Annotated in this window: 17 protein-coding genes; 5 read left to right on the top strand and 12 right to left on the bottom strand. The window is 41.5% G+C overall.

What is annotated here, in order from left to right; translation table 11 throughout:
• The first annotated feature begins 3 nt into the window (after window positions 1–3).
• The 4 genes from ACE1SE_RS07790 to ACE1SE_RS07775 all read left to right on the top strand — a co-directional run bounded on the left by ACE1SE_RS07790 (window position 4) and on the right by ACE1SE_RS07775 (window position 4,094).
• Window positions 4–804, top strand: a complete 801-nt coding sequence (locus tag ACE1SE_RS07790) for a DUF4123 domain-containing protein (RefSeq protein ID WP_374053338.1) — start codon at window positions 4–6, stop codon at window positions 802–804.
• Entirely contained in the window at window positions 804–2,705 is a 1,902-nt protein-coding gene (locus ACE1SE_RS07785) for a Tle2 family T6SS lipase effector (protein WP_374053337.1), read from the top strand. Before ACE1SE_RS07790 ends, ACE1SE_RS07785 begins: the two co-directional genes overlap by 1 nt.
• A gap of 20 nt (window positions 2,706–2,725) precedes the next feature.
• Window positions 2,726–3,535: a hypothetical protein gene (locus ACE1SE_RS07780; RefSeq protein WP_374053336.1), complete on the top strand. Its 810-nt coding sequence runs from the start codon at window positions 2,726–2,728 to the stop codon at window positions 3,533–3,535.
• A gap of 295 nt (window positions 3,536–3,830) precedes the next feature.
• Window positions 3,831–4,094 carry a PAAR domain-containing protein gene (locus ACE1SE_RS07775; protein ID WP_374053335.1) on the top strand — a complete coding sequence of 88 codons (264 nt, stop codon included), beginning with the start codon at window positions 3,831–3,833 and terminating at the stop codon, window positions 4,092–4,094.
• 452 nt (window positions 4,095–4,546) lie between these two features.
• Here the strand turns inward: ACE1SE_RS07775 and ACE1SE_RS07770 are convergent, their stop codons facing one another.
• Window positions 4,547–7,321 carry a DUF927 domain-containing protein gene (locus tag ACE1SE_RS07770; RefSeq protein ID WP_374053334.1) on the bottom strand — a complete coding sequence of 925 codons (2,775 nt, stop codon included), beginning with the start codon at window positions 7,319–7,321 and terminating at the stop codon, window positions 4,547–4,549.
• Between the two features lie 135 nt (window positions 7,322–7,456).
• Here ACE1SE_RS07770 and ACE1SE_RS07765 point away from each other — a divergent pair, with 135 nt between their 5' ends.
• Window positions 7,457–7,630, top strand: a complete 174-nt coding sequence (locus ACE1SE_RS07765) for a hypothetical protein (RefSeq protein WP_167366726.1) — start codon at window positions 7,457–7,459, stop codon at window positions 7,628–7,630.
• A gap of 144 nt (window positions 7,631–7,774) precedes the next feature.
• On the opposite strand, the gene ACE1SE_RS07760 is transcribed toward ACE1SE_RS07765, so the two are convergent.
• The 11 genes from ACE1SE_RS07760 to ACE1SE_RS07710 all read right to left on the bottom strand — a co-directional run bounded on the left by ACE1SE_RS07760 (window position 7,775) and on the right by ACE1SE_RS07710 (window position 17,680).
• Window positions 7,775–7,981, bottom strand: coding sequence for a helix-turn-helix transcriptional regulator (locus ACE1SE_RS07760; protein WP_374053333.1), 207 nt, complete (start codon window positions 7,979–7,981; stop codon window positions 7,775–7,777).
• An 892-nt stretch (window positions 7,982–8,873) separates the two neighbouring features.
• Window positions 8,874–10,565 (bottom strand): DUF2326 domain-containing protein, encoded by a 1,692-nt coding sequence (locus ACE1SE_RS07755; RefSeq protein WP_374053332.1) that lies wholly within the window; start codon window positions 10,563–10,565, stop codon window positions 8,874–8,876.
• The gene (locus ACE1SE_RS07750; RefSeq protein ID WP_374053331.1) at window positions 10,552–10,788 is read right to left on the bottom strand and encodes an ABC-three component system middle component 6; all 237 of its coding nucleotides are present in this window, start codon (window positions 10,786–10,788) and stop codon (window positions 10,552–10,554) included. The genes ACE1SE_RS07755 and ACE1SE_RS07750 overlap by 14 nt, the downstream gene beginning before the upstream one ends.
• Entirely contained in the window at window positions 10,775–11,275 is a 501-nt protein-coding gene (locus tag ACE1SE_RS07745; protein ID WP_374053330.1) for an ABC-three component system protein, read from the bottom strand. Before ACE1SE_RS07745 ends, ACE1SE_RS07750 begins: the two co-directional genes overlap by 14 nt.
• A 68-nt stretch (window positions 11,276–11,343) precedes the next feature.
• Window positions 11,344–11,643: a hypothetical protein gene (locus tag ACE1SE_RS07740; protein WP_086110642.1), complete on the bottom strand. Its 300-nt coding sequence runs from the start codon at window positions 11,641–11,643 to the stop codon at window positions 11,344–11,346.
• A gap of 374 nt (window positions 11,644–12,017) precedes the next feature.
• The gene (locus ACE1SE_RS07735; RefSeq protein ID WP_374053329.1) at window positions 12,018–13,280 is read right to left on the bottom strand and encodes a tyrosine-type recombinase/integrase; all 1,263 of its coding nucleotides are present in this window, start codon (window positions 13,278–13,280) and stop codon (window positions 12,018–12,020) included.
• Between the two features lie 631 nt (window positions 13,281–13,911).
• Window positions 13,912–14,328: a tail fiber assembly protein gene (locus ACE1SE_RS07730; protein WP_374053328.1), complete on the bottom strand. Its 417-nt coding sequence runs from the start codon at window positions 14,326–14,328 to the stop codon at window positions 13,912–13,914.
• An 8-nt stretch (window positions 14,329–14,336) separates the two neighbouring features.
• Window positions 14,337–15,503, bottom strand: a complete 1,167-nt coding sequence (locus tag ACE1SE_RS07725; protein WP_374053327.1) for a gp53-like domain-containing protein — start codon at window positions 15,501–15,503, stop codon at window positions 14,337–14,339.
• Window positions 15,504–15,513: 10 nt separating this feature from the next.
• Entirely contained in the window at window positions 15,514–16,140 is a 627-nt protein-coding gene (locus ACE1SE_RS07720) for a baseplate wedge 1 family protein (RefSeq protein WP_374053326.1), read from the bottom strand.
• Window positions 16,140–17,330, bottom strand: a complete 1,191-nt coding sequence (locus ACE1SE_RS07715; protein WP_374053325.1) for a baseplate J/gp47 family protein — start codon at window positions 17,328–17,330, stop codon at window positions 16,140–16,142. Before ACE1SE_RS07715 ends, ACE1SE_RS07720 begins: the two co-directional genes overlap by 1 nt.
• Window positions 17,327–17,680 (bottom strand): hypothetical protein, encoded by a 354-nt coding sequence (locus tag ACE1SE_RS07710; RefSeq protein WP_374053324.1) that lies wholly within the window; start codon window positions 17,678–17,680, stop codon window positions 17,327–17,329. Before ACE1SE_RS07710 ends, ACE1SE_RS07715 begins: the two co-directional genes overlap by 4 nt.
• Between the last annotated feature and the right edge of the window lies 1 nt (window position 17,681).

Below are 17,681 nucleotides of genomic sequence, written 5' to 3'. Positions count from 1 at the left end.
ATAATGACGGAAGAAACGATGACAGAAACTACAACAAGCTGGCAGGCATGGCTGAATAAGCCCAATGATGCCCCGGTATTCTTTATCCCCAATTCGCTGGCAACACCCAATCCGGTGGAACATTTTTACCTGAATGACTGGGTGGAGGCAGCGTTTCCACTATACAGTGGTACGCCGATGCAAAAGATGCTGAAACAAAGCCCGTGGCTGGTACAAGCCAAGTTCAGCCAGTTATTCCAGATAGGAGAGATGCTGGATAGTCACGCACTCAGTGATAACAGTTGGGGCTGGGCGTACCGCAGCACTATGTCGTGGCAGAAGCAACTTGTTCACTGGCAACACCGCCAGTTAGTGATGATGAATGGCGAACAGGTGCTGTTTCGCATCATGGACGCCCGCGTTTTCGGTGCGATGGTGCCCGCTTTCACGGTCAGCGACTGGTCCCTGATGTTATCACCGGTGACAGAACTGATGATCGACACACCACAGCCGATGTGGTTTTGCCGTCCCGAAGCCTGTGGTGAAGGTAACAGTAAAATCCCGTTTACTCTGGGTGAACACCTGCTGACAGTCTGGCTGCGATCCCCTTACGGTTTGAAAGTGTTAAGTAGTTCACTTTATGATGATTTATGGGAAAACCACGGTGAAATGGCGAAACAACTGGATCAACCAGTGGGTAGTCTGGAACTACGAATAGAACAGTGGTTGCAGCAAAGAATTGAAGCGGGCCAATACGTTGAGAAAATCTCTGGTCAGGATTATCTGTTGGCGATGGTACAAGAAAAAGAACAGGAGAAAGATTGATGAGTAATGCAAATTCGATTTATTGTCATGATTGTCAGGCCATGTTAAAGAACAAAATAGAAATTCAGCTTGTCGATGAACATAATAAACCCATAGCCAATATGCCCTATACATTAAAAAATAGAAAAATCACGCGTAAAGGAACAACAGACGGAAATGGTATGATCCGGGAAGAACAATTATTGGCTTCTCCTTTACGTTTATTTCTCAGTGGGCAAGAACTTGCCGATGAAATGGAAAAACGCCCATTGAGAGTCAAGCGTAACGGCGAATACAAATATGCACGCTCTAAGGATTCTATGTCCAAAATTTCAACCGTTTTTGCAGAAAGTCAAAAATTAGGCTGTCAATATTATTATGCAATGATTGGAGAATTGGTTGATAAAATGCCTGTTATTAAAGGATGGAAAAAAGGAATCCCTCTCCCTAGTTGCCACTTTCCCAACAATGAACCAGTAGGTCTTGAAGTCATACCTTCCGCTTTCGATACTTATCGCTATGTAATTGAGGTCTGCCCATTCAGGGCATGGTCTTTATTATTGCATCACCAAAAAGATTATTCACTGGTTAACGCCTATAATTTTTCACTGATGAGCATATTAACTTATGGTGATGACAATAAGTATGCTACTGGATCTATCGTGAATGTCTTTAATAACCAGATGCTTGATATTTCAAAACTTCCCTATAAGTTTAATGACCAATCTTTTACCCCGGTTGTTTATGATGTCCCATTCAGTGATCGCTATACTGAGGTCGTCTACATTGACTCAAATAAACAAGATATCCCTCAGGGACATACTCAGCTTTTTTATGTAGCAAATAATAAAGAAGTTATTGTTGGATGGCGCGGCACTGAAATGACGGAAAAAAAGGATATTCTCACAGATGGGACATTCCAGCCGCTAGAATTAGGCTGTACACCTAAAGGTGTATGTAGCGGTTTTAGCGAAAAAGGAAAAGTCCATAAAGGTTTTTGGGAAGCTTTTCATCTTGTCAAAGATATCCAAGTTACTGATATAGAAAAAAGGGAAACAGTATTCGAACATGTTTTGGGATTAGCAAAAGTAAGAAAACTATTCGTCTGCGGTCATAGTTTGGGGGGTGCCCTCGCCTTATTACATAGCGCACAATTAAAATCCTATAATCCCTGCCTCTATACCTACGGTATGCCACGTTTATTCACCCAAAGCGCAGTGCAGGAACTCACTGAAATTACTCATTATCGTCATGTTAATGAAGATGATTTTGTTCCATCTGTACCGTTTAACAAGGATATGGATAATATTGCTCTTCAAGCAGATCATAAATTTGTAGGATACGCAATCGAAGTATTTGATACGGCTATTGGAACATCATTAAGTATAGCAGGTGCTCTCACTGCAAAAAGTATTAAGTCACTCAGCCGTGATAACGACCCCTTTTTACACCATGGTAAATTAGTTTATTTTTATGCTCTCCCTGATTCAGAATCAAAACTTTATTTACTTCCGGAGTTAAATGAAAAAACTAGAAAAGAGACTAAAGAATTTATTGAACAACAGACCAAAGTAGATAAATACAGAGAGCAAGAGATACGTTCATTTTTTCAGGGTGATGAAAATCCTACAGATAAGCGTGGAACAGGCCTTCTTGACCATAGTAGCGCCTTATATGCTGAATATATTGATAAGAGATTGCGAGAACTGTGCACTCTTTCACCGGATAAAAAATTGCAAAGGGAGCAGGAAGATTTATCATTTCTTGAAAGTGAACCGCATTCGATTCGCGCAGTATTTCAAAGAAAAAAAATCAGAGAATATTATTTCTTAAGAGAAATAGATAATCAATTGGCCACTACGTTGGAAGTAACCCGAAAAGATGAAAGAGGCCTTATAGCCTTACAACGTTATTCTAAATAAAGATAGGAATCATAGCGAGTATGATAAGGTTGATACCATTTATATTATTACCACTCACTTTGTGCCTAACAGGGTGTGACTTTTTATCTAATGCTATTTCGGATTCTTGGCAAACTTATAAAGATAATTCTGAACCATTTTCACCTCCTGAAAACAATCAATGGATCACAGTTGAAGGTGTTATTCCTCCGAATACTACTCCCATTTTGAAGAGAAGATATATCTCAAATAAATGTTTATCTACTCACAATACTGCTGGAGGAGCGATTTATCATACTCCTAGGCACCAAGGGGATGACGTTAATATTTCAGTAAATTCCACAACTGGTTATTTTAAGGAAAAAATACCTCTTCAAGGAGGGGGTTGGTGCCAATGGCACATCAATACTATTGTATTCGTTATTATGTATACTGATGTTAATCATTTAATAAAAGATGCTGTGCCCTACACTGGAACAGGTATAACGGTTTATATCAATGACTCAGAAAAACCTAAGGAAATGGAAAAATTCACAAATTATATTAATTATAAACCAATTATTTATCCTTTTCTGCGAAAGGATTATGATATGCCTAATCAAATAGGATTATATGGAGAATCAGGTGGAACAACTTCGTTCGGGTTAAGTTTGATTCCTGGAAGTGAATGGAAAATCACCTATATGCCCACTTTGGATGAAACTAAAATGCCCAAGATAATTGTTTCAGAAAATCCTCCGGGAATATATCCTAGAGGAAATGCAAGAGTTGAATACCCAGATGGAAAAATAGATTTAAACAGAGACTCCATTGATTATTGGAAAATAAATAATATATCCCAATGGGAATAGTTATAAATATCTATTAAATCATTTCAACATCAGAAGCTAACATGATTTATTTATAGTTTCTGATGTTGGGTTTGATACAGGGCGCGAGCACATTATTTTAATCGTCTTTTGAAGATAATTGTTTAAAAAAACGAAGTTTTATAGTATTTATATCGAGTAAAATATAGCCACAAAAGCAATCCATTAAACTTTCTTGCATTTACATCTTAAGGATAAATACTAATCAAAATATGCTCACTCCCTAGGGGTTAATATCAATTACTGAACCCAGATTTTTTTAGAAATAGGATTAAATATGGTAAATAAAGCCGTTATTTTATTAAACGACACAACCGATCACGGTGGTAAAGTAATTACTGCTGTGGGTGGTTATACTTACAAAGGTATTCCCGTTGCCGGAGAAACGGATTTAGTCGAATGTCCTAAATGCGAGGGAGTTTTTCCTATTGTCGAAGGCAGTGAGAATTTAAAGAATAATGGGAAAGCTATTGCAGTAGAGGGAATGCATACAGAGTGTGGCGCTAAACTGATTTCCAGTCAGAAAGAGTTTCTCGCTTAATAGAACCACACTGACGCGCTGCGCTTGTCTTCTCCGAGTTACCGGGCTAATACATTTACCCGGTAGCTCGGAGAGCTGAAAAAACATAACCGTTATTATCGATTATCTTTATATAACTGCACAGATTTTCACGGGATAACGGGGTAAATGACATATTTATTATATATTTCATTGCGTTACTCTATCCCATATTATCCCAGTCTATCCCGCGACATGGCGTCACCACTTTAAAATCATTTAAATTCAATTAATTACAACCTACCAGAGAAAAATATTTTCCGGGATAACCTCCACTGTCACAATATCGCTTTATTTGTAATCACTCTACGTTACGGGATAGAGCGGGATAACACGGGATATTTTAAATAAATGTAACTAACTGATATTTATTAAAATAGATCTCTCTTATCCCAATATCCCTTTATCCCAACGTTTTTTTCTCCTACGTGAGGTTAATCCTCGTCCCTGAAAATCAGCACCACAAACCGCCCCTGAGTACCATTCACCGAAATGGTTTTGCTGATAAAACGGTCTTTCTCCGCTTTAACCAACATTCCGGCCTCTTCTAAGGCTTCAAAGCCGGATTTCTTCTGTAATCCCTGCAATATCTCTGCTTCAAATACACTGGGAATAATGTGATATTCCGCCTGTCCATCATGACGGCGGTTATGCACCAGATATCCGGCAAGATCGCTAATTCTCATGGCGTGTGAGGTATCGATATCACCGTTTGGCCTGCCGTAGGTATAAGGCTGGAAGCGTGACAGCCCGTATTTCTGGATAAAGTCACGAGTTCGCGCTATTACCTGATATTTTTCCCGATTTCCGATACCAAAATCGGCTAACCAGTCATCGAAACTTTGTTTTATCGCGGCGTGACTCGCTTCTTTACTCCAGCCAGTGATATGGGTCGCCAGCTCTCCAACGGCATCCAGTAACGCGAAACGAACGGCAACGCGCTTGACTTGGGCTGAGGCTTCTTCTGGCAGGCCATCAAGCCATTCTTTTTCTTTACGAGCGGTCATTTCGATTGCCAGAACCTGATTCTCAGACAACCATAAAATCCATTCACGACCGGCTGCACCGCAATAGCGTTTAGATTCTCGCTTGATTGCCCTTGCATGGGAATCACCATCTTCATAGCCATTGAAACACTCTGTATCAATAAAGGGGACACTAAGCAGCCTGACGAGCTGCCCGGCCTTTGGCGTAATCCCGCCTTTTATCAGGAACGTTTCTAAATCTTCCTCACCCGTTGAAAGCGCGGCAATTTTCCAACGTATCACAGCACGGTTTCCACCTTCCCGTTTTCCCTGAATTTTACCGACACCGTTAAACAAACTGTAGGCACTGTTAGCGACTTCTTTCGGGTTCGAACTTTGCCCGATTTCATCAATGGGCATGAAACCATCATTACGGGCGGCGGCTTCGTTGTTTAAACCGTGGTTAGTACCATGCCATGATAACTTCAATTCTTCGGGATCACCGTATAAGCTGCTGGCAGCCTCAACGGTGGTGGTTTTCCCTGCGGAGGATTGGGCGAATAAATGCACGCCAAAACAGCTACCGCCTGTCAGCGAGTTAAGCGGAGCAGCCAATCCCACCAGTACGCCCAGCATCATTGAGCGGTTGCCTTGCAGCAATGATGCGACGTGCGTTTTCCACTGTTCGGAAGTTCCCCTGACCACATAACCGGCAATGGCTGATGTGCCGCCACTGAACGCCACGGGCATATAAGGCTGGCCGATGATTTCACCGTCCGGCATCACATAGGCTCCACAGTGCCAGCCAGCTTTCTGTGTCACAATCCATTCACGACGATCACCGCTGCGTTGCAGATGCTCAGCTAAAACAGGCAACAGACTGTTTTTTACGGTGATGTTCATTCCCCGCGAACGCAGTCTGGCCCAGCCAACCGGCATCCCGATTTCACGGCGCGGAAGCGCTTCAACAATACATTGTCCTGTGCCCTCCTGACGTAGCTTAATAATGAGATAACCTTCGCTGCCATCATTGCCAATGCCAACGATTTCCATGTAATCGCTCAACCATTTTTCAACTTTGACGATTTCGCCACCTTGTTCTTTCGGTTCAACCCAGTAAATTCCATTCTTGCGGATATCGATATGAGGTTTTAGCGGATCGTATTCTTTCTCTTGGTATTCATCTGAATGAGTGGTTACAGAGTTTGGCACTGCTACATTCCCTGCCGCCTGATATAACCCATTACTGAATGCCTGCTTTGCTGCCTCAATACCATGTTGCTGGCGATAATCATCCCAATCAGCTTTGTATTCCGTTGGTGGCAACGTAACCCAACCATTCACTGCAAGGGCCGCTTTTTCTGCTGAAACCTTGCCGATATTTACCTTTGGTTTACCGTTCTTATCCAGTTCGTCGGGGTGATGCCAGTCATTATCTGATGCCAGAATAATTTTCGTGTCCGGCCAACGCTCCCTAACGGTTTTAGCGACAGAATACAAATTGCCAGCATCCAGCGCCGCCAGAACAGTGCCTTTACAGAGTTGGCTAACCGTCAGTGCAGTGGCATAACCCTCGGTAATGATTAGCGTGTCGGGATTTTTTTCCAGTTCTGATACAGTAATAAATGCGCCTTTCTTCCGGCTGCCAGACAGTAATTTTTTCTCACCGTCAGGTTTGATGATCTGTGCACCAGTGACCTTTTTATCTAACGCTGCCAGTGCCAATAATAGGGAACCATCTTCCAGTAAACGTTGATTATGGTGTTGTAGTCCCTTTGCAGCCAGATAGGGAGATTGCCCCACGACAGTCTGCGCCATCAGTGCTGCGACTCTTTCGTCAATCGGCTGTACTGGATAAGTGGTTTCTTTGGCTGACTTGGGTTCTGACAAAGGTAATGCCAGTACGTTAGCAACAATCTTAGCAGCTTCAAAAACTGAGATACGGTTGGTTTTCGCTACTAAATCCAATCCATCGCCGTAGTTGGGAAGATCACACTGGCGACAGTGCCAGTTGCCGTGATGATGGTCATCAATAAAGTGAAAACGGTCGGTGCCGCCGCAGACAGGGCAAGCACCATGTTTACCCTTTGCTGGGATCTCAATGCCACAGGCAGGCAACAGATTCCCCCAATGATACATCGCGGATTGCTTCACGGTTTGGATAAATTCGAGCGGTTTTTGGCTGCCTGATTTATCCAAAGATGTAAATTTAGGGCGAGTTTGGTTATGCTGTGTATCAGCCATTATCGTTACTCCAATTAACGGTTATTGGTCAGACGCCCTGTATGTGTTGCAAGCACTATGGGGCGTTGTTTTATTTGGTTACTAAAATTAAAATGGTCATTATCATGTAATTTAAAATATCCTTGGGTAATTACCATGTCAACACAAAAAGAAAAGCGATCTCCCCAATACCAAATGAGATTGACGGAAGAATTCAGGCAACAACTTGAAGAACAAGCAAAAACCGATGGTGATGCTTCCCTTGCTACTTGGATCAAGCGTGTACTTCGTAAAGAACTCCAATCACGTGGTATTGAACCCAAGGGTTGAACCAGCCGACAATTAATTAGGAGGATAGCTTCCATGCAGCTATCCTTTTGTTGTTCAAATAATAATTGCAAAACTTGCATATCTCTTAATGAAAGAATTATCTGCATTGTGAACTAATGCGCCAAAATTCAGGTCAGTACTTTATCAGGCACGAGACTCAGCAATCCGCTGATCTACCCAGCCATCAATTTCTGATTCAACAAATGCAACCGAACGAGGGCCGATTTTGACTTGTTTCGGGAATTTCTCTTCTTTAATGAGCCTGTAGATCCATGCCTTGCTATAGCCTGTTCTACGCTGAACTTCTGGCAGGCGAATAAGACTTTCTTTAGATGTTGTCATTGTTGGCATGTATACCCCCCTGTTATCGAGTCCTTGAGATGCCTTGGTAGACGTTACTTGGTGACAGAGGATTATTTAAAAATTCTGTTTAATTGAAAGCGTAAACTCTTTATGCAATTCGTAAAATTAAATGCGGGTTATTAGCTGTATGGAAAATAGTCCTGTGTGCCACGGGCACAGAAGATTAAAAAGCAATCATGTGTATAATGATTGCTTTTTAATAATGAATTGAAAAATAAGGGAATATATTATTTGTTCAGAGCGAGGGGCTTTAATTATCTATTTTTTGTATGAAAAATGGTCTTTGTTGTCTTGGGCAAAAAAGTTTAAAAAACTATCATTCGTATAAAGATCAATCAAAAGAAAGGTAAAATAAATCGTTGACAAGATCAGAACATAAAATTCTTCATAGCTTATGAACCGCATAAAGAAATAGTCTTAAAAAAGGATGAAATATCACCATATGATGATTGTTATACTATGGTGGATTTATCCATTACTCTATTTGGCAGTATTCTGTAGAAAGGTACGGCTAAATCTGATAGTCAGCTATGCGCGAAGAGCGGAAGTCAGCACTAATCAGGCAAAAAATGGCTACTAAAGCAGTGGCAATTCAAGCTGTGTAATCGATATCCGATGACATTCGACTAGATTTACTTGAAGACAGCTCATTAGATAGTTCGGTTGCACAAAGCCAGCCTAGTTAGCGGTATTATTTGACTGCTACGATCCGTAAAGGGTTAAGCTTGAAACTAGCGGTCGGTTTGTCAGAGTTGCTGTCCATTGGTTTTACATAGAACTTGTTTAGTATGAGTTATTCATGCTGATTTTGAGTTTTTTATCATTGGCTATCTAAATAGTAACATTCTAGAAAAGGCTGCTAAATTAGCAGCCAGCGGCATTACAGTTTGAAGAATTTGTTATCTTGAGATAGTTCCAAAATGATGTAACGTTTATACTTCTGGTAATCTTCTTGAGCTAGCTTATCAGACAGCATAGATACAATATGTTGCCCTGATAGTTTAATCGACTCGTCAAACATTTTGCGAACGTGTTGAATGTCGATTTCATCAATGGAATCGTGCAGTACAAAGTTAGGCCTCAAAACTTGTTTGTCACAAACGGTCTTGATGTATGCTAGATCAAACGTAACAACTTCAAGTCTCTTTAATCCGCCTTCGTTGTTTGACTCCACATCGTCTACATGTGGGGCACATTCGCCTTTTTCTTGATCTAAATGGAGACTGAAGTTGTACTCAACACCATAAAAATAACGAGTGTAGTCTTTGAAGTTTTCGATGTATTTCTCTTCAAAAGAGGTTACGTTACTAAGCTCAGTTTCCAGTTCCCCTGACAACTCAGTTAAGCTTTGTCTTTCAAGTACCAGCTTTGAATCGATGTCATCTTTTTTGTCGATGATGGCCGTTAGCTTGGCTAACTCTTTGTCTAGTGTGCCAATTTCCTTCATCGTGTCAGAAATCTCTTCTATTTTCTTTTTCGACTTAAGTTCGTCGAAAAGGCTCTGCTTCTGATTCTTTAGCTGACCGAATTTGACAGTTGCTTTTTCATATTTCTCTTGAAGCTTATCTAGCCCATGAGAAACAAACTCACGCTTAGTACTTAGAAGATGCTCATGGAACGCAAGTGCTTGTTGATAATCCTCAAGCGTGGATTCTATCTTAACCGATGCGTATTCATAAATTGTCTGCAACTCATCTAGCAAATGATGTTGTTCATTATTCTTGAGTATTTCATTGGTTTTGAAGATGTTTTTTATCTTTAAATCTAACGACAGTATTTCATCAGATAAGGAGTTTTGCTCATCATCAATCGTGTTGATTTTAGATACGATCTCTAGCTTATCGATCCCTTTTTCAGACGATAAAAGAGACTTTTCCAACTTAGCAATTTCTCGTTTTATTTTGAATATCGAGCCAACAATCTTGTCTTGAGAAATCACACTTTTGAATGCTTTTAGGTTTCTTTCATAACCCCTGATTGTGGTCTTTAACCTATGGACTTTACTGAGTATTTCAGTGTCATTAAAGTTGAACAAATATAGAAAGACAGTATTGATATCCGACTTAGTAACGTTCCTACCGTTGTCAAAGTTAACTGTCTTTGTCATACGGTGTTGTGTTGTTCTAAAGAATTTCGGAGCAAGTTTTCTGATCGTTGGTTTAGCAGAGTAAACGTTGAAAATGCTACCCATGATATGAGAAATGTACTCTTTGCTTGTTACTTCGCGCCCATTCAAAATGTAGCTTTGTAGCTCTGCATCAGTAGAAAGTCTACGTTTGATAACGCTGTATTGATTGTCTAAACCTAGATATTCTAGTGATACGTATACTTCACTATTGGTGAAAAGCCGTTCAATCTCTTGTTTTGGTGTTTGAAACTCATCATCAATGTAGATAGGGTTAATTGAGCCATCAAACAAGTAGTCTAGAATTCTTCCTAAAGTTGATTTACCAACGCTGTTGCCAGGTGCATCAGATTCCTTTTTGCTTGTAATGATGTTTAAGTTGTCGAAAAATGGTATCTCTCGTCTTTCTTCACCGTCGATCTCTAAGAGAAATCTAAGTAGCTTCATTGATAAAAACCTCTTTGCTATCGTAGCCAATAGCAGAAATGATATACAGCCAGTCCAACGCTAAAATTATGTGGTCTACAGAAACAGAAAGCTCTTTGGCCCCAACTTTCATTAGTTGAGTGATCGTCATACGCTCTCTTTTGCACTCATGAAGCTTTTTCAGAATAAAGCCACCAATGTAGAGCACATTCATCTCTGGATGAGAACCTTTAGTTGGTAGCATTGTTAGGGTTCTCCAAGACACAACATTCGACAAAGGCATGTGCAACAACAACGTTTAGGCCAATTTCTACTTGTTCTTTGTATTGAGTTACATTGGCTGAGTTGTAAACGAATTTCCTCAGTTGCTTGATTACATCGCTGATGATATTGTCAGCGTGCTGTCGTACTTGTGCTATGTCTGGTTCAAAAGAATCGACTTCATACTTCTCTAGCGAATTGCAGTACATTTCGTTCAGTAACTCCATCGCTGTTTGTTTTCCATTGATTATGTTTTGTTCTGCGAGAGTGTAGGCTCTTTCAATATGAGAGGAGTATGATTTGTATTGCAAGACTATACGACGCTTGGTTTTAAGCATGTTGTGGTCGATTTTTGTAGCAACATTAGCAGGAAAAGACCGATCAATGCGGTCAATCTTCACTTTAGCTGATGCAATATCACCAATGATAACGTTGATAATAGAGTCAACATTGTTTTCTGGAGACCCCACATTGTAGAAGTCTCCCTCGATCTTTTGAATGTCAAATCTTGTTTCACACATAGACAAGCCTAGAGCTCTTATTTGTTGTAAATAAAGTCGCCTTTGATTACACCTTGGTTAAAATTGTTTTGGCCATGTTGATGCACTTCTTGATAGTTATCGTGAAAATCATTTTTTTCGATTTCGATTATTTTTTGTTCAAGATTTGTATTCTGGATCTTTAACTCGTTATGCGTGATGTTTAGATCATTGAATTTCTGTTTAATCTTGGTCACATTGCTTTTTTGGACAAAGGCATAGATGCAGCTGACGACTGTACAGACCCAAGCGATAGCTACAAAAGGTGCACTGCCAAAGATTTCCCAAAATTCTTGCATTTCTTATCTCGACTTCTAGACATATGAACATACATTGTACAACTCATATGCATGGTGTTCCACTAAAAGGCGCATAACTCACTAATAACTATAAAAGAGTTTGTATAGCCACCAAGCTGTTTCATTTCGAAGCCAAAGTATCTAAGAACTTTGGTCGTTCTGTAAGTATTCCACCCAAGCGGACCATGCGCTTTTAGATATCTGATCTAACGTGCCGTAACGTTCGCGATGTCTGCTTTTAACACTGAGCTGGCTATCAGATTAAAGATGAAATAATACAACTATGGGTTGTATAAAAAGCAGACTTTGTTGGCACTACCAACAAAGTCTAAAAAATCATCTTTTATTCAGTATATTATAAGTATTAATAAATGTTACTTCCGGCGTTTCTTAGCAAAATCATACGGCGTGATATGTTTTTCGCGGTTGGCATCCAGATAATCGGCCCACCATTGCACCATCAGTCTCCGTTCATCCAGATGCTTAGAGGTGTGAATATAGGCAGCTCTGACGTTTTTTCTTTCTACGTGGCTTAACTGGCGTTCGATGGCGTCATCGTTCCACAATCCCGACTCTCCCATTGCACCACGAGCCATTGTTCGGAATCCATGCCCGCAAACATCGGTTTTGGTGTCGTATCCCATGCCACGAAGGGCATTATTAACCGTGCTTTCACTCATGACCTTTTGTGGATCGTGATCGTTAGGAAACATGACTTCACAATCACCGCTCAGCTTGCGTAATGATTTGAACAAAGTGACAGCCTGATGACTCAACGGTACAATATGCTCCGTTTTCATTTTCATGCCCCGTTCAGAGAATTTAACCCCTTCAATGGCTTTTCTTGTGGCGGGGATCTTCCAGACTGCCTTTTCAAGGTCAAGTTCTTCCCAACGAGCAAATCTCAATTCACTGGAACGGACGAACGTTAATAAAGTCAGCTCTACTGCGATACGGGTGATTAAGCGTCCACGATAGCGAGAAAGTCGGCTCAAAAATTCAGGTAAACGTTCATGAGGTAGGGCGGGATGATGTTTAGATTTAACAGTGGAAAGTGCGCCAGCCATATCATTAGCCGGATTGGAATCAAGAATGTCGTTCTGGACGGCATAACGCATGATGGAAGTGATACGTTGTTGTAATCGCTGGGCAATATCATGTTTGCCATCAGCATCAACGGTTTTGATTGGCGCTAAAAGTTGGCTTGTCCGTAAAGTGGAAATATCAAGCCTGCCAATATACGGGAATATATAATGTTCAAGGCTGCGTAGAATGCGGTTGCCGTGATCTTCGCTCCAACGTTTGTTGCTGGCGTGCCAGTCACGGGCGACTTTTTCAAAGGTATGTTTTCCTTTTGCCCCAGCATGTGCGTCTTTTTTCTCGGCTTTGGGATCAATGCCCTGAGCAATCAGCTTCTTAGCTTCGTCTCTTTTGGTACGAGCATCGGCTAAAGAAACGGTTGGATAGACACCGAAAGCCAGTCGGTCTTCTTTTTTATCCGTGGGGCGATAGTACTTCATGCGCCAGTACTTAGAGCCGCGAGCAGTGATCTCCAAATAGAGACCGCCACCATCAGCGAGTTTGTAGGTTTTTTCTTTAGGTTTTGCAGTCTCGATTTGTCGTGCGTTTAGTTTCATTATAAGGGGCACATTTAAAATAGAAGTGTAGGTGCCCCTGATTATGCCCCGCCGTGCATGTTGATTGCAATAGACTAGAGTAGACCTAAAAAGAAAAGACCTGATTGATTTATCAGGTCTTTCTAAGAGTTAGTTTACTAGAGTAGACGCTAGTAAGCTTATGTATGGTGCCCAGGGCGGGACTTGAACCCGCACAGCCTTAAGGCCGAGGGATTTTAAAATCGTTGTTATGACGTTATTTATCAATTGGTTAATCCTATTTTTCACTATATACGCCAGTTTTCAACCCTAAAAGATTCAACAAGTTACAAACATAAAAAAAACCAATATAGTGAAGAAAATCACTAAGGGATTAGAAGTCCCTTAGTATTATTTTAACATTTAATTAACAGAATCAGTGTGTCCGCAGTTCTCAAAAATCCATTCACAATTCGCGCTAATCAGAGTATTATGCTGAAATAATACCTAGGTAAATCACTCCCAATTACTCCAGTTGCTCAGACCATTTGGTATCTGATTCAACACCCACCTCCCCCTGCCTCACATTCCACACCGAATCTGCCGGCATCTGGACACGGATATCTAGGCGGGTGCCTTCGGGGATGTCACAGGGGCGCGCTGCCCCTGATTGTTATTCTGGCGCTTTAGGCCAGTCAATGTTGGGTGCTGTCGAACAGTCTACTCGGTTGAGCAGGACACGGTATTTTTTCCATGCGAGGAGTGCGGTCTTCTCTTCCTTAGTTGCCATGTCGAGGTCAACCGCGTCCTGCCAGATATCAATTTTCTCTTTGGCTATATTGAGCAAGTAGCGTTTTTCCTGTTCTGCTTGTTGCTGCAACTGTTCGGGTGTTGGCGGTGGGATATCCACCCATGCGGGCAATCCGTCATCCCCCGCTATACACATTTTTCCCGCTGGCGGTGTCATGAATTTGCGATAAACAGCCTCACTCACCTCAACCCCGTCGTCCGGCCACGTCCCCGCATCAATATACAATTGTTGCCAATCAATGGGGTAAAATGCGTTATTTTTTGCACTATAAACGTACATATTTCACCTCAATATCCAATCGCGATCCACGTACAATTCAACGGAACAGTATTAATAAATGCGTTTCCTGTAGAAACAGCACAACCCACAAAAAACTCATTGAGTGAGATAGGATAGCTGAGTACTACTTCAAAACCAGCAGCATCATTAGCGTTAGCACTGATCGTCACCGCACCAACTACACGGGTAAATGGTCGCGGAAATCTAACAAATTGGCCATCACGGTATTTGCCACTGCCCCACTGAATAATGACCCCGTTCACTGTGTCCCGATACCATCCATTCGTCTCTAACAACGCCTCGGTCTGTGGATTATTCGGACTGTAAACTCGAATCCCACCCGCTTCATACACCTTACCGGCTGACACGTAGCCAGTCGCATCGACATTACCATTGACGGTTCCGCCCGTTTTAGGGTAAGCACCAATGTCATCGGGTGCGGGTTTATTGAGTTGACTGTAAACCCGAATACCACCTGCCTCATAAATACCGTTTCCTGATACATACCCTGTTGCGTCAACATTCCCGTGGACTGATCCCCCCGCTTTAGGGTAGGCATTTTTTGCCAGGTCTACCGTTCCCGCCAAACCGAGGTTTTTCACAAACGCCTGTTTATCATAAATATCGGCGCCGTTCTTGGATTTTTCTAGGCGGGCATTCAAGACATCAGTTACTGATTTCTGGCTCATTACCTGCGATATACCGCCGCCTACAGATTGAACCACATCCGATTTATCGAATTTTTTATTTAATTCATCCAGAATTTTATTTGTATTAACCAGTTTCCATGCTGAATTTATTTTATCTATCGCCGCCGTATTAAAATCAATTTTGTTATTATCAATCAGGCTCTGATATTCTTTTGTTTCATCATTAGATTGTAATATAGCGCCTCTCGGGTATCCGCCAATAGAATTAGCGTACTCCAGTGAAAATTTATATTTCCCACCTTTAGATAAATGAACGATGTTATCGGATATCTGGTTAAATATACCGTTAAAATCCCTGCCGCTAGGAGGCAACCCACCAGCCGTAACGGGCATCATTGTAATCTGTGGAAATCCAGTGTCCCATGTCGCTTTTTGGTTGGGTAAATCTGATTTGTAATCAGAAGGTATTGCATCCTTTTGTCCATTTTGAGCAAAAGGCTTTGGTATTAAGTTTGGGTTTTTCATTATTCACCTATTATGCAAATGACGCCTGACCGAATGGTTGAAATCCAGTTCCATAAAATCCAAAAAATTCACCTAATGGTAATTCTATTATACTAACTTTTACTCCAGATGGACGAGGCAATACCTGACGATTATAAATTAAATTCTTTTCCAATTCAGATAATCGATATTCAAATACATATCGTGCCGTCATATGTCCGGTTATTAAATAATATGAGCGCCCTCGTAAAAAGCAGCATTTTAAAAATTTATTAATATTAGTAGCTGTTGCATATAAAATATTAGCAAATGCCTTCATTAAAATAACATCCCTGAATGTCGAATCATCCATCATATAAGATATATCGGTTCCACCAGAGAAAAATGGGGACTGATCAAATGGAGAATATTTATTTGTCTCTTTAAATCCGAAATAGTCAATATTCGGATCTGGTATGGATAAATCCCTGCCAATACCAACAATCCTGCCCCAGATATCCAGCCCAAACCCTCTCGCCGTGAGAACATTGACCGCCAGATGATAAAATTCATCTACGTTAGCTCTGGGATCGATAGTTTCATTAACTGAGTTGAGAATGGTAAAAATGGTGGGACTGTTGGCGTATTGACTGAGTAATGTTTCGCGAATATCTTTCATTACTCAATCCTTATGTCATCTATGGACAGGGTAGGAAATTCATCAATACCGAAATCCAGATAGTTGGCTGCCATATTGTGTCGCCGTGCTATTTGAACCGACATTAACCGTTCTCGCGTTGATTGAGCAGTTACGCAAATATAGTCACTGGCAATCAGTCGCTTGGCTATCCTGCCTTTACCCCTGCCTGTTTCGAACTCACTCATTATCGCATTGCGAACAGCCAATTTATCCTGATGCGTTAATCCCAGCTTATCCTCAAACGTAACGATAAACTCGATAGGAATATGGTGTGGCCGGATAAATTTAATGTCATAACTAGGCGGTAGGTAGGGGAAATTATCTGTGTCCTCATATTTGACCGTTGTATTCCCTACAAAAGAGCACCCAGAGCCAGCCTTTGCCAAAATCTGCCGCGCTATCTCATTATCATCACCACCCACAACAGAGACGGCGATAGAGTTCCTGATTAACGGATAGTTTGTTACCCCGACTGTGATAGTTTCATCATCTGGATTATCGACAACATAACAATCAATGACATTTTTGATATTGGATACCGCGCCATAGGTTGCCGTATTGGTATTTTTAGCATTAACCGCGACAGACTCCTGTCGTCTCAATTCAAATTCCTGCCGCGATTCCTCATCCCTGCCAACGATAGCTGCTGATTTATTGATAACTGAGTCAATTCCGTTGATATTTTTGACGACGCGGTTAATTGCGCCTATTGCAGCCGAAATCCTACCAGCAGCATCACAGTAAACATTGACCGTTACCAATCCATTATCATTAATCCTGTCCTCTGTCTGAGTGCTCCATGTTTTCCCTGAGTCATCAGTAACCTGAAATCCAACCGGAATAACAGTGTTTGCCAGTCCGTTAATCGTGACCTCAGCAACTGATTTTGTAGCCCGACGGCGCTGTAGAAAATAGATATAACCCAGTGCATCCTGCATCATGCCGTCAGCGTAACGAGGGTCAAAGCTGTTCAGGAGATTGATAAAGAAGTTGCGTTCGTCGGTGATAATTGCGGTAAGTGTCGTAACTAGCTGACCTTGTGGGGTTTTCATATCAGTATTGAGATTTTCACCGAAACACCCTTTAAGCACCTGCCACCAGCCGTCAATTACCTCCTGTGTGGGGGGTGCCAGTATCCCCTTTGGCGTGATTTGTAATTTTGGTATCATAATTCTATCGTCCCCTCCCGTCCGTCAATATCAGTGAATTTAATCCTGCCCCGCACAATCCTGTCATTGGCTGTACTCAGTTCCGCTGTGGCAGAAACCACCCCCTCAACTGACATCGCTGCATCCTCCAGATTTTTTCTGTACATCGCCAGTGAGTATCTGTTTTTGCCTAGTATTTCCTCCAGATAGGGTATCCCTGTCGCCTGCGAGTAATACAGGTCTTTCACAAACACCCGACAGGCATTAGCCACCGATTGCGCTCTGGCGTACTGGTCTGAGGCAATAGCAATATTCCCCGCCACATCGAGAGTGAGATCCCATGTGGCAGGCATTAGAAATAATGTCCGCATG

This window comes from Xenorhabdus taiwanensis (assembly GCF_036512875.1).
GTDB lineage: Bacteria > Pseudomonadota > Gammaproteobacteria > Enterobacterales > Enterobacteriaceae > Xenorhabdus > Xenorhabdus taiwanensis.
This window is presented reverse-complemented; position numbering and strand designations above follow the sequence as displayed.

Coding starts and splice junctions, on each gene's coding strand:
- ACE1SE_RS07790 (WP_374053338.1), top strand. CDS start 4: ATGACGGAAGAAACGATGACAGAAACTACAACAAGCTGGCAGGCATGG.
- ACE1SE_RS07785 (WP_374053337.1), top strand. CDS start 804: ATGAGTAATGCAAATTCGATTTATTGTCATGATTGTCAGGCCATGTTA.
- ACE1SE_RS07780 (WP_374053336.1), top strand. CDS start 2,726: ATGATAAGGTTGATACCATTTATATTATTACCACTCACTTTGTGCCTA.
- ACE1SE_RS07775 (WP_374053335.1), top strand. CDS start 3,831: ATGGTAAATAAAGCCGTTATTTTATTAAACGACACAACCGATCACGGT.
- ACE1SE_RS07770 (WP_374053334.1), bottom strand. CDS start 7,321: ATGGCTGATACACAGCATAACCAAACTCGCCCTAAATTTACATCTTTG.
- ACE1SE_RS07765 (WP_167366726.1), top strand. CDS start 7,457: ATGTCAACACAAAAAGAAAAGCGATCTCCCCAATACCAAATGAGATTG.
- ACE1SE_RS07760 (WP_374053333.1), bottom strand. CDS start 7,981: ATGCCAACAATGACAACATCTAAAGAAAGTCTTATTCGCCTGCCAGAA.
- ACE1SE_RS07755 (WP_374053332.1), bottom strand. CDS start 10,565: ATGAAGCTACTTAGATTTCTCTTAGAGATCGACGGTGAAGAAAGACGA.
- ACE1SE_RS07750 (WP_374053331.1), bottom strand. CDS start 10,788: ATGCTACCAACTAAAGGTTCTCATCCAGAGATGAATGTGCTCTACATT.
- ACE1SE_RS07740 (WP_086110642.1), bottom strand. CDS start 11,643: ATGCAAGAATTTTGGGAAATCTTTGGCAGTGCACCTTTTGTAGCTATC.
- ACE1SE_RS07735 (WP_374053329.1), bottom strand. CDS start 13,280: ATGAAACTAAACGCACGACAAATCGAGACTGCAAAACCTAAAGAAAAA.
- ACE1SE_RS07730 (WP_374053328.1), bottom strand. CDS start 14,328: ATGTACGTTTATAGTGCAAAAAATAACGCATTTTACCCCATTGATTGG.
- ACE1SE_RS07725 (WP_374053327.1), bottom strand. CDS start 15,503: ATGAAAAACCCAAACTTAATACCAAAGCCTTTTGCTCAAAATGGACAA.
- ACE1SE_RS07720 (WP_374053326.1), bottom strand. CDS start 16,140: ATGAAAGATATTCGCGAAACATTACTCAGTCAATACGCCAACAGTCCC.
- ACE1SE_RS07715 (WP_374053325.1), bottom strand. CDS start 17,330: ATGATACCAAAATTACAAATCACGCCAAAGGGGATACTGGCACCCCCC.
- ACE1SE_RS07710 (WP_374053324.1), bottom strand. CDS start 17,680: ATGCGGACATTATTTCTAATGCCTGCCACATGGGATCTCACTCTCGAT.